4 protein-coding genes are annotated in these 11,874 nt (G+C 45.6%); all 4 read right to left on the reverse strand.

Going from position 1 to position 11,874, the window contains the following annotated elements:
- Positions 1–9,132 carry a helicase-like domain-containing protein gene (locus VSQ62_RS27755; RefSeq protein ID WP_502957863.1) on the reverse strand — a complete coding sequence of 3,044 codons (9,132 nt, stop codon included), beginning with the start codon at positions 9,130–9,132 and terminating at the stop codon, positions 1–3.
- A gap of 185 nt (positions 9,133–9,317) precedes the next feature.
- Positions 9,318–10,175 (reverse strand): hypothetical protein, encoded by an 858-nt coding sequence (locus VSQ62_RS27765; RefSeq protein ID WP_334638210.1) that lies wholly within the window; start codon positions 10,173–10,175, stop codon positions 9,318–9,320.
- 22 nt (positions 10,176–10,197) lie between these two features.
- On the reverse strand, positions 10,198–11,370 hold the full coding sequence (locus tag VSQ62_RS27770; RefSeq protein ID WP_334638211.1) for a protein kinase family protein: 1,173 nt from the start codon (positions 11,368–11,370) through the stop codon (positions 10,198–10,200).
- A gap of 159 nt (positions 11,371–11,529) precedes the next feature.
- Positions 11,530–11,865, reverse strand: a complete 336-nt coding sequence (locus VSQ62_RS27775) for a helix-turn-helix domain-containing protein (protein ID WP_334638212.1) — start codon at positions 11,863–11,865, stop codon at positions 11,530–11,532.
- Between the last annotated feature and the right edge of the window lie 9 nt (positions 11,866–11,874).

Consider the following 11,874-nt stretch of genomic DNA (forward strand, 5'->3'; position numbering starts at 1 on the left):
TTATAAACTTTCCTCTTTTCCTTTACCTTTTGAAATATCCGGCTTTTCCGGCTGTTTCTGCCCATATGCCCTCTCACGCATCTCGGCAAGTTTCTCTTTTACGGAAATGCGCCCTCTCGGACTGTCGGCTAACATCCTCTCCTTCCCATGCTCCGCCACCTTCTCCGATACTGCCCGGTTCACCTGCGGTCTGAAAGGCGCATCCGCCACCGCTTCCGCATCACGCCCCATTTCCTCTGTATCAAGTTCCTCCTGTTCCCCGTCATTCTCCGGCTCATCGTCCATATCAATCCCATCGCCGCCCTTTTCGTCCATGTTTAACAGGGCATTTAGCTCTGTCAGGCGTTCCAGTTTCTCCGCAAGCTCCGTTTCCTGTGCGAATGGCTTTGTGACCTCCACCTTTGCGGTTTCAAGCTGATGCTCCACGTTCTCCAGCTTCTGCGCCACCGTTTCCATTTTCCCGGTCATGCCCTCTAAGGCGTTGCTTAACCTCTGCAAATTTCCCAACGGATCAGTGCCGATTTCCACCTCATGGCTGATGCTGCCTTTTAAATTCACCGTAAACTTGGAAAAGAACGAATCGAAGGAAACGCTCATCTTGAACCCCTGATACTCCCCGATTGTGACCGCCATATTCGGCTGTTTTGCGCTCCGGCACATATCAATCAGCGCTGCCCCGGCTTCCTTCTTGTCCGTATATACCCGGTTCCCGATTTTTATGGAGAAAGTGTCTTTATCCGGGAATTTATTCTGTGCGTAGGTCTGAATGTCGGCACGATACCCCGCAAGGCGTTCTTTCATGGAAGCAATCTGCACCGGGTAGTGCTTCACGATGTTGTCCTCTAAGCGGTACTTCTGACTGGTGTGGTTCGCCTTTAACAGCTTTAGCTTGGATATCTGAATATCTAAATCCATCTTTTCTTTAATATAGGGATTGCCTGTTGCCAGAGCCTTCACCTCGGCATAAGTGAGAGCCGCTTCGTCTATGTCCTCACAGCTTCTGACTGGGGATTTGCTCGTCATAATCTGCCCGATGAATTTTTGCTTATTCTCGATAAGCTGCCAACTGTACGAATCGAACGTACCTTCTGTTACATACCGGAATATTTTCACCTTGTCATTCATGTTGCCCTGCCTTAAAATCCGCCCTTCCTGCTGTTCAATGTCGGACGGACGCCAGGGCACATCGAGGTGGTGTAACGCAATCAACCTGTCCTGCACGTTGGTTCCGGCACCCATTTTTGCGGTTGAGCCTAACAAAAAACGAACCTGCCCGCTTCTTACCTTTGCGAACAGCTCCGCTTTCCTTGTTTCCGTATTGGCATCATGGATAAAAGCTATCTCATTCTCCGGCACTCCTTTCGCCATGAGCTTATCCCTGATGTCCTCATATACATTAAATGTCCCATCTCCCTTCGGTGTGGATAAATCGCAGAAGATAAGCTGCGCCGATTTCTGCTCTTTTGTATGCTCCCAAATCTCAAACGCCTTCTCCACACAGGTTGTGGCTTTGGAGTTTTCTTCATCGGGAAGCATATCATTGATGAGCCGCTGGTCTAACGCTAACTTTCTTCCATCGTTGGTTATCTTTAGCATATTGTCGATGTTCGGCTGCACTTTCCTGTCCCTGACTGCCTCCGCCCTGTCCGCAAGTGACTGAACCATGTCCTGCTGGTATTCGCTCGGCTTTAACACGATATTTTCATAATCCGCTTCCGGCACAGGCAGCTTTAACATATCCGGCGTCTGAATGTCGGCACTCTCCTTAAATAACGCAATCAGCTCTGGAAGATTGAAAAACTTCGCAAATCTCGTCTTTGCCCGGTATCCAGTACCCTCCGGCGCAAGTTCTATGGCTGTCTGAGTTTCCCCGAATGATGCCGCCCAACTGTCAAAATGCCCTAACCCCAATCGCTGTAAGGTGTTGTACTGGAGATAACGCATATTAGTGTATAATTCCGTCATGCTATTTGAGATTGGCGTACCCGTCGCAAATGTGATGCCCTTCCCTCCGGTCAGTTCGTCCATGTACTGGCACTTTGCAAACATATCCGAGGATTTCTGCGCTTCCGTCTGTGCGATGCCCGCCACGTTCCGCATTTTTGTGTATAAAAAGAGGTTCTTATAATTATGGCTTTCGTCCACAAACAGCCGATCCACGCCCAACTGTTCAAAGGTCACAACATTGTCCTTCCGGCTGGAATCATTTAACCGGCTCAACCTTGCGGACAGTGATTTCTTTGTTTTTTCCATCTGTTTAATGGAGTAACGCTCGCCATTTTCCGCTTTGAGCGCTTCGATTGCCATTTCAACTTCCGTTATCTGCCTTTCAATCATCGCCATCTGTCTTTCGGTGGAAAGCGGGATTTTCTCGAATTGAGAATGTCCGATAATCACAGCGTCGTAATCCCCGGTTGCGATTCTGGAGCAGAACTTTTTCCGGTTGGCGGGTTCAAAATCTTTCTTGGTTGCCGCTAAGATATTCGCCCCCGGATACAGGCGCAGGAAGTCACTCGCCCACTGCTCCGTCAGGTGGTTCGGCACAACAAATAAACTCTTTTGGCACAATGCTAATCTTTTACTTTCCATTGCTGCCGCAATCATTTCAAAGGTCTTGCCTGCCCCCACGCAATGGGCAAGGAGCGTGTTGTCCCCGTATAACTGATGCGCCACAGCGTTAAGCTGGTGCGGTCTGAGTACAATGTCCGGTGTCATGCCGGGGAATTTTAAGTGCGAACCGTCATATTCCCTCGGTCTGGTGGAATTGAAAAGCTCATTATATTTTGCGCATAAATCCTGCCTGCGCTCCGGATCACGAAACACCCAGTCCTTAAAGGCTTCCCTGATTGCTTCCTGCTTCTGGCTTGCAAGCATGGTTTCCTTTTTGTTGAGGACTCTTTTTTCTTTCCCGTCCTCTGTCACAATGTCAAAAATACGGGTGTCACGCAGATTTAAGGAATCCTCTAAAATCCGATATGCGTTTGCCCGCCCTGTTCCGTAGGTCATATTGACAAGTGCGTTTCCCCTGTCCGCATTTTTCCCCTTCACGTTCCACTGCCCGGTCACGCCTGAATACTGTATGCCCATTGTCTTACGTTCAAGCAGGTATCCCGGCGTTTCAAAGGTTTCACGCATGAAGTCCTCAATATATTTTGTGGAAATCCATGTTGCGCCGATACGCACCTCAATCTCCGATGCGTCAAGCTCCTTCGGCTGTACGCTTTCCAGTGAGGACACGTTAATGGCATATTCCGGGTGGTTTTCTGCAAAGGTTCTCGCCACTGACAGCTTCTCCCGCACGTTCCCGCTTAAATACTCGTCTGCGGTTTCCCATTCCTCTGTGAACGGGTTCTGGAAGATTACCCCGGCAAGTTCCTTTGTGATTTCCTCCACGCTCTTGTCCGCAAGCTCCGACATATAGGCTAAATCCACGCCCGCCTTCTCGCTAAGCGATACCGCCAGCGCTTCACTGGCTGTGTCCACGCTCGTCACAACTTCCTGCTTTTTAATGGTACGCTTCATGAACATATCCGCTTTTCCAATGAAGTTCCCCTCATCGTCCAGATTTTCAAGGGAACATAACAGGCAGTAGCTGGAATCCTGATTGAACGCCCTCTTATTGGTCTGTGAACTGATAAGACCGAATTTCTTGGAGAAATCATCGTATAACTGATTCAACTCCGTCTGTTTGTTTTTAATCATTTCATCCGGGTATTCTTCCAACTGGAAGTTTATCAGTTCCTGCGTACAGTCCCGGATCGCCACCATGCCCTTCATGCGCTGCTCCGCTTTCTCCGAAACGTCCACAGGCTTCATAATGGAATTTTCCCGGTAATACACTTTATCGTCCACTACGGTATAGCTATAATTCTTCACATCCGGATCGGCGGGTATGTTCTCCCTTGCCAGTTCATCTTCAATCTCGTTAAAATCCGCCTGCTCGATGCTGCCCTCTACATAGGAAAGCGCATGGTTAAGCTGCGCCGACAGGGGAAGGGAATCATCCGGCAGACAGGCGCTCTCCATGCCATGCGCCCCGGTAACCATCTCCATTTTTCCAAGCACCATTTCCGGGTGGTCTGCGAAATACTGGTTCATCACAATACCGTCTTTTTCCGTCAGATGCACCCAGTCCGGTTCAATGTCTAACACCCGGTCACGCTTCTTTAAAAACAGAATGTCCGAAGTGACCTCCGTACCCGCATTTTCCTTAAAGGCTGTGTTCGGGAGCCTGACTGCCCCTAAAAGTTCCGCCCGCTGTGCAAGGTATTTCCGCACCTCCGGGTTTTTCTTGTCCATAGTCCCCTTTGAAGTGACAAAGGCAACAATGCCGCCCGGACGCACTTTATCCAAAGTCTTTGCGAAAAAATAATCGTGTATCAAAAAATTGTGCTTGTCATACTGCCTGTCAGACACTTTATATTGTCCGAAAGGCACATTTCCTACCGCCACGTCAAAAAAGTCATTGGGATAACTGGTATTCTCAAAGCCTGTGATTTGAATGTCCGCATGAGGGTAAAGCTGTTTTGCGATGCGCCCGGTTATCCCGTCAAGCTCCGCCCCGTACAGTCTGCTCCCCGCCATTTCCTCCGGCAGACAGCCATAAAAATTCCCGATGCCTGCGGCGGGATCTAACACGTTCCCTCTGGTAAACCCCATTTTCCCCACTGCGTCATAGATTGCCTGAATGATGACCGGGCTTGTGTAGTGGGCATTTAACGTGCTTTCCCTTGCGGAAGAGTATTCCTCCGGGGATAACAGGCTCTTTAATTCCTGATACTCATTCGCCCAGTTCGCTTTGGAAGAATCAAAGGCATCGGCAAGACCGCCCCACCCCACATATTTTGCTAAAACCTCCTGTTCTTCCGGTGTGGCAGTGCGGCGTTCACTTTCAATCTTTTCAAGGGTTCGTATGGCTTCCACGTTCTGCCGGAACTTCTCTTTCGGCGCAAAGCCTTTTCCTGTGTTCTCCGCTTCGTTGAAAGAGATATGATAATTGACTGCGCCTGATTTATCAATCTCCGGCTGTTTTCCTGAAACCTTCCCCGGTTCTGGCGGATTGCCCCCGGTCAGAGTTTCCACATCCCCCATGACCTGCTGGATAAACGGGCTGTTTTCCAAAGCATTTTCGTCTACAACCTGCCCGTCCACAATGCCCGCTTTTTCCAGACCTTCCCGGATAGCCTGTGTGTCAATGTCGGGGAAATCATCTTTTTCAGCAGTATCTTTTGATTCTGAAACAGTTCCCGGCTCTGTAACCATATTTTCTGCTTCTTTCCCCTGTAAATCTCCGTTGAGATTTTGGCAGAAAACATCCGCTTCCTCCGGTATATCAAATGTCGGCACTGTGCCATCGCCTGTTACATAATAATCCTGCGTTTCGCTGTCCCACACCGCATAAGGCTCTGTAAAGGCATCCGAAGTTTCCGAAACCGTAAAGCGTATTGTTTCTTCCTGTTCTGGTTCTTCTGTAAGTTTTTCCGGCTCGGCATCCGGGAGAGGTTCTTCCTTCTTTTCTTCTGACAGCTCTGCTTCAGAAACTTCCGCAGCGTGTCTTTCCCTCTGCTGTTCCTGCTCGCTCTCATAACGTGCCGCATACTTCTGAGCCTCCTTCAGCAGAGCATCCATTTCCACCGCTTTTTCCGTATTGCCGCTTAATGACTGCATCAGGACATAATCAGTGGCTTCTAAAAACAGAGCATCATAGACCGCCTTGCCCTCTAACCTCCTGCTGTCATCCTCAATGGCAACCGCCCCGGTATCCTCGTTCCAGCCGACCACATCTTTCATAGAAAGCGCACCGCAGATTTTTACCACAGCGGACATCTCCGCAAGCCTTTCCATCAGCGCTTTTTCATTGTCGCTGGCTTTATTTTCCGGTTCGGGACTTTGGGATTTTTCCCCGGAAATTTCCGCTTCCTGTTCCGGTACAGCAATTTTTTCCGGCTCCCTGTCACGCTCTATGTACCGCCTTGTCTGGTTTGTAAAACCGTCCAGCACAGCCGGGTGGGACGTGACGAGGTAATCCCTGGTCTGCCAGTCAGCGGAAGGGACAAGGCTTTTTGCCCACTCCTTATTGTCGGGGGAAAACCGCCCGTCATGGGATAAGTGCATGATTGTGTTTGCAAGGACGATTTCCACACGTTCCTTCCCATACTGCCGGATAACGCCCTCTGCGGCATCCCCCGGAAGGGTGTAACCGTCAAATTTCTCCGCAATCGCTTTTTCTATGGCATCTTTACATTCTACCCGGACACCATGCTCCAGCTTTTCCTGCTCCCGGCGCATGGCTTCCTCCGCCTGCTCTTTTTTGTACTGTGCAAAGGCTTCCTTGCCCTTCGGCGTAAGGTATTTATCCGCATTGACAAGCTCCCTGATGCGCTTCTCCACCACGTTCCATTTTAAAAGCACTTTTGCGTATGGATCGCCTATCCTGCCTTTCCCCAGTTTGATTCCTTTGGAATCGTGCCATTCATCGCTCCGGTCTGAACCGATTAAGGCGGGAGCGCCGCCGCCCGTCCCGTATTCATTTTTAAGGAAAGCAATATTTTCTTTCTTATCATGCCCTTCCATAAAATACTCATAGATACGGAACTGCCCATGATGATAGTTGCTGCCGCCTGTCAGACGCTCGTCTATCTCATCCTGCGTGATAAAATCCTCATGCAGCACCTCCATGCTGTCCTGTACCGGGTATTCCGTTTTCTCTGTACTTAAATCCGCAATCTCTGAAAGCAGATGCTCCGGCTTTTTCACATACCGCCACCTGATCTGCTTTTCCCCGGCTTCAATCTGCTCTTTTGCGTGGGAAAGCTCCCCGGCGATGACATCGCGCCCCTCCTGTGTGGATAAAAGCTCGCACAGGATTGTCATGCTCTCCGGGTGGTTGTGGCTTTTAATCGGTATGCTCTCCGGCGCTTCCCCGATACCGTCCCAAAAGAAATTGAACAGGTCATTTGACACCCTCTGACGTTCCACCGCATCCACAAGGAACACTTCATTTGCGCCCATGTAAGAGCCATTCTCCACCATAGAACGGACAACGCCCTCTATTTCCTGCCATCCCATCACCGCAACCGGGTTTTCCTTTGCGGACATCCCGTAGCCGACGCTCATGCCGGATTCATTGAACCAGACGGAAATGGGATTGCTGCCAAAATCAAAGCCTTTCCCCGTAGTTCGGTACTCATTTTTCAGAAACTCCGCCATTTCCTCCGGCGTTTTGCCCTGCTGGTACTTGGCATAAATGCGGCTCCTGCTGTTATCCCGTCCGCCCCCTGTGCGTAAAATGGCTTCAAGCTGCTCCTTTGGCAGAGAAAAAGCGGCGGGCATGATATATTTCTCTCCTGCCTGCGCCGCTTCTATCGTGCCGATCTGTTCCTCTATGGTGGGGAATAAACTAAGCTGCTGGTAAACTTCCGTTTCCTTCGGTTCTTCCCACTGCGGAATCTGCCCTTCTTTCAGATATTCGCCCTTTTCCATGTAAAAGGCGATACTGTCCCTCACAGCTTCCCATGTAATAACTGCTTCTGCTTTCCGATGTGCATATGTTCCGTTCCAAAGCGTCATACCGCTTTCGTCCGCCCTGTATCCGGCTCTTTCTTTCCCCACATAAAACTCTGTGTTTTCCCCATGCCGGTAACTGTTTTTGATGTATTCCGTCTGTTTATCCTTATCCGGCTCAAAAAGCATTACCCCGGCAATATCCGGGCATTTATGCATCATAAATTCATCAAACTGCAAAATCCCCTTTTCAATCTCTGCCCAATTCCTGTTAATGATTTCCTCGCCAGACAAAGAAAAACCGGATAATGCGCTTTCTCCATTACCCGGCTCTGTCAATTCCTTATTTTCAGTTATTTCTTCCTCATTTACAGGCTGTATACCAGTTCCCTCAGCACGATTTCCTCCGCCGAGTGCCTGATGTTGTTCATCTTCTGAACCCAGAGCATCTGGTTCTCTGCTTTGAGTTTTTCCGTCACTCCCTCCTGCTTCATCATCTGCCCGGTCAGCAGTTCCATCCTCTGCTCCGCCTGCTCCTGAATGGTCAGAAGATGCTCTTTCAGCTTTCCTTTCAGCAGAAGCCCGGTGTAAATCCCCTTCTTGTGTTCCTGTAAGTAATTCTTCCTCATCAGCCCGTATTTCGTGAGCGTCCCCTCCGGCTGCTCGTCCACCTGTAACATCGGTATCATGTAATCCCCGTTCTTCTCGTAGGTCAGATTCATCATTATTTCCCCTTTCCCCGGCATTTCCGGTCTGTGTGGTAGGTTGTACGTCCTCCATTTCGCTTTCACGCTTTAAAGCATTATAGCGTGTGTCAGAGGTATTTGCAAGTCCTTTTTGGGCAAAATTTCTCGCTGCTTCCTTTCCGGCGATTTCCCTGTCATACACCCCGATTGCTTTGCCAATCTCCATAAGCACAGGCTTGGATAAATCGGATATGCTGTCACCGATATGTGACAGGGTTTCTATTGTATTAAACTCATGGATATAGGGGAACTGGATTTCCTCTGCCAGCTCCGCATCTTCCATGCCGCACCGCTTTAAGACGGTGTAGGCGATGCTGTCCGCCAGCGTTTCCCGGACACGAACAGCAATATTCAGTTCGTCCAGTTCCTCCAGAAAACTTCCCTCTTTCAGATATTCCATATCCGAAGCAAGCTCCCCATAACAGTCCTGCGCAATCCGGGAAGCAATCTCCCTGATCCTGTCCGTAAACCCGGCTTCCTTATTGGTAGCCCCGTAAATCCCTTCCAGACGGTTCAGAACCGCTTCCTGATGTTCCTCCCGCATCTCCCAAAGCTGGGGGAAACGCCCGATGCGCCTTGCCTTATGCACGTCCGATATGTCAAAGACGTACCGCAGTCCGGTGTAGGGACTCCCTTCTTCATCAAGAAGTGCAATCCCTTTTGCGCCCTTATTCACCCAACAGTGCATTTTTTCATTCCATATCTCTATGGAAGCGCAGGCTGTGGCGTCCGGTCTTTGGGCATAGATAAGGAGCTGGTCTTTGAACGGGTATTTGTAGAGCCTTGATGCTGTGTTCAAATATTTCTTCCAGCTTTCTTCATTTCTCGTCACCCTCCTTGAAGTTTCTTCGGAGAGTATGGAAATTAAGTCATATTTTCTCATGGCAATCCTCCATTTCCTGTTTATTGTTTTTTGGCAATAAAAAAGGCGGCTATGGTTCGTTCATAAGCCATTGCCACCAGTGACGGTAAACTTTATTCAATTTTTGTCTGCTCCTTTCCTATGATTTTCATATAAGAAAAGCACCTAAGATTCTCTTAAGTGCAACTCAATATGTTATATTAATGCTATGTACTTTTGTAATACCTATCCTGTATACCATTCCCTTTGCTACTATCAATACCTATTTTCAATATTTCCTTAATCTTATCATTTTCGACCTTATCTGTATTCAATCTCAATAGCGATAACACACTACTAGAAGTTTTATCATCCATTAATGCAGGATATTTTTCGATAAGCAAATTTAAATCAAGTGTAACCTGATTCACATCTAACTTTGGCATCTCTGCTCTATCAAAGTCAGCATTTGAAAGCCTGTCTATTTTTTTCTTCATATTAATGTAATCTAACAAGATTCCAATAGCTAATTCCCTCGCTTCTTCAAGACTTATATATTCTTTTTTCTGGTAATTATTTTCCGAAATACACTTTTCAGAAGTATCTACTATATTCTTCTCTGAAATATTCGATACCTCCAAATTCGGTAATTCTTGTTTTTCTCTGTGTACCAAAGCGATAAATTTATCTCTTCCCTTTGTTGCAATAACTTTTGCCTTCTTACTTGCCCTAATTACTCCCTCAATTATTTCTGGGTGTTCTTCTATAAAATTTAGAACATTGTTAATGGTATCCATCACATTATTAATTGTATCAAAAGTAGATTGTCTTTCTTCTATTTCAGCCTGTTTTTCCTCTTGAGCCAGAATCATCAATTTCCGTTCTAAATATTCTCTTGATTCTTTACTCTCCGATTCTTCTAATGGCTGAAAATCATATGCCATAGCAGAAAACGTGCCATTTCCCCGATGCCTACCGCCTTTTCCTAATTTATCTCCAGTAATATCATTTCCTTCCTTATCATATTTAGGAACCTTAACTTTGTATTCTTCGTAATCCTTATTATCGTCTGAATTTTTTCCCATAATATTCCTATCTCCAAAACTGTTAAAATTCAATTAAAGGAAACGCTTTTTCAAATGCCTCTTTCATTTCGTCTACACTATGATACCTCTTGTCTATATTAGGTTCTATGCCTCTTAAAACAAAATTTTTTATATTCTCATTTTTTATATTCTCAAGGTTATATTTACCTGTCATAACATAATAAATTAGCCTAGTAAGCGCAAATGTTTCATACTCCATATTATAATTCACAAACCCTACAAATTGTAAATTGCTATCATTCAACGAACCTTTTATTTCACTTCCAAAGCTAGTAAGATTACTATGCTCGATTTTAACCAAACCAAAATCAGATATTTTTACAACACTCAATTCATTATCATAGTGTTGTAACAAAATATTGGTAAAACTAATATCTCTGTGTAAATATTTTTTTGAATGAATATATGAGAATCCTTTAAATATTTGATACGCAATTCCCCTGCGACGCTTTCTACTCAATTTGTTGTTATTCTTTTTAATAAAATCATATAATGTTTCATCCGCATACTCCATATAATATTCGTTATTAGCATCATCATATCTGTAAACATCTAATACATATGGAGATTTCAATTCTTTCATAGTATCAAATTCCAACCGGAATCTTAAAAGTTCTTTTTCAGTCAGATTATCTTTTGCTCGTTTCAATATAAAAAATTTATTATAAAACGTATCCTTGTATTTAAACACCTTTGCATAAGAACCTTCCCCGATAAACTTCAATTCATAATTTAGAATTTTATTGACAACTGGTACTGATATAATTTGTGATATAAAAAATATTGGTTCATATTCTTTTATCTTAAACTCTGGTAAGTCATTCGGTATTTCGCTACCGTTAGACTCTTGAAGAAAACTCTTACAGAACTTGAGCATAGAATCATATGTATTATCTAATTTAAATGATAAAGGTGTTTCTCTCAATACATACTGTAAATCCTCATACAACTTTATCAGTTTTAATAATTCTCTACTTTCTGATGCATTAAAATGTCCATTACCTTTTTTCTTTGATTTCATAAACTCAAAAAGCACATTATATCTTTGATGCATGATAGCAAATAGCTGTTTTAAATATCCATTCCCAACATTAGCATATAAGGATTCTGTTTTCACAACCTCCATTAATCTGTTTTCATCTAATTTGGTTTTTAAAAAATTTGTAATATCCAATTTTCTCCACTCCCAACGTCCGGTATACTATTATTGTCTATAACATATTTATTTTACCAAATTATGTACGCAAATCAAGCTACTTTTAGCCTTAACAAAAACAAGCTGTAAGATATATGTAGCAATATCTCACAGCCTGTTTCCTATTACTTCCCTTCATTACTCATAGAAACCATGTTCCTCAATACCCTTTTCCAGAATGGTATGTATCAGTTCCTCCAGCTCCACTCCGTTAATCTCGCTGACTACAATCAGCTTTGCAAGGGTATCTTTCTGTACGGATATGGCATACTGTTCCTCATCGGCACGAAGTTCATGGACGCAGATGCCAAGTCCGTCCGCAATCCTGCATACCACGCCAAACTCCGGCTCTCTGATGCCCGCCAGAATATCCATGATTGTCCTCTCCGGCACTCCCGACATTCTGGAAAGCTCCATAATGCTGATTTCTTCCTCTTTCATCACGTTTAATAACTTATCCCCGGTTGTAAACATCTTTCTTCC

This window comes from Sporofaciens sp. JLR.KK001 (assembly GCF_036941055.1).
Lineage (GTDB): Bacteria > Bacillota > Clostridia > Lachnospirales > Lachnospiraceae > Sporofaciens.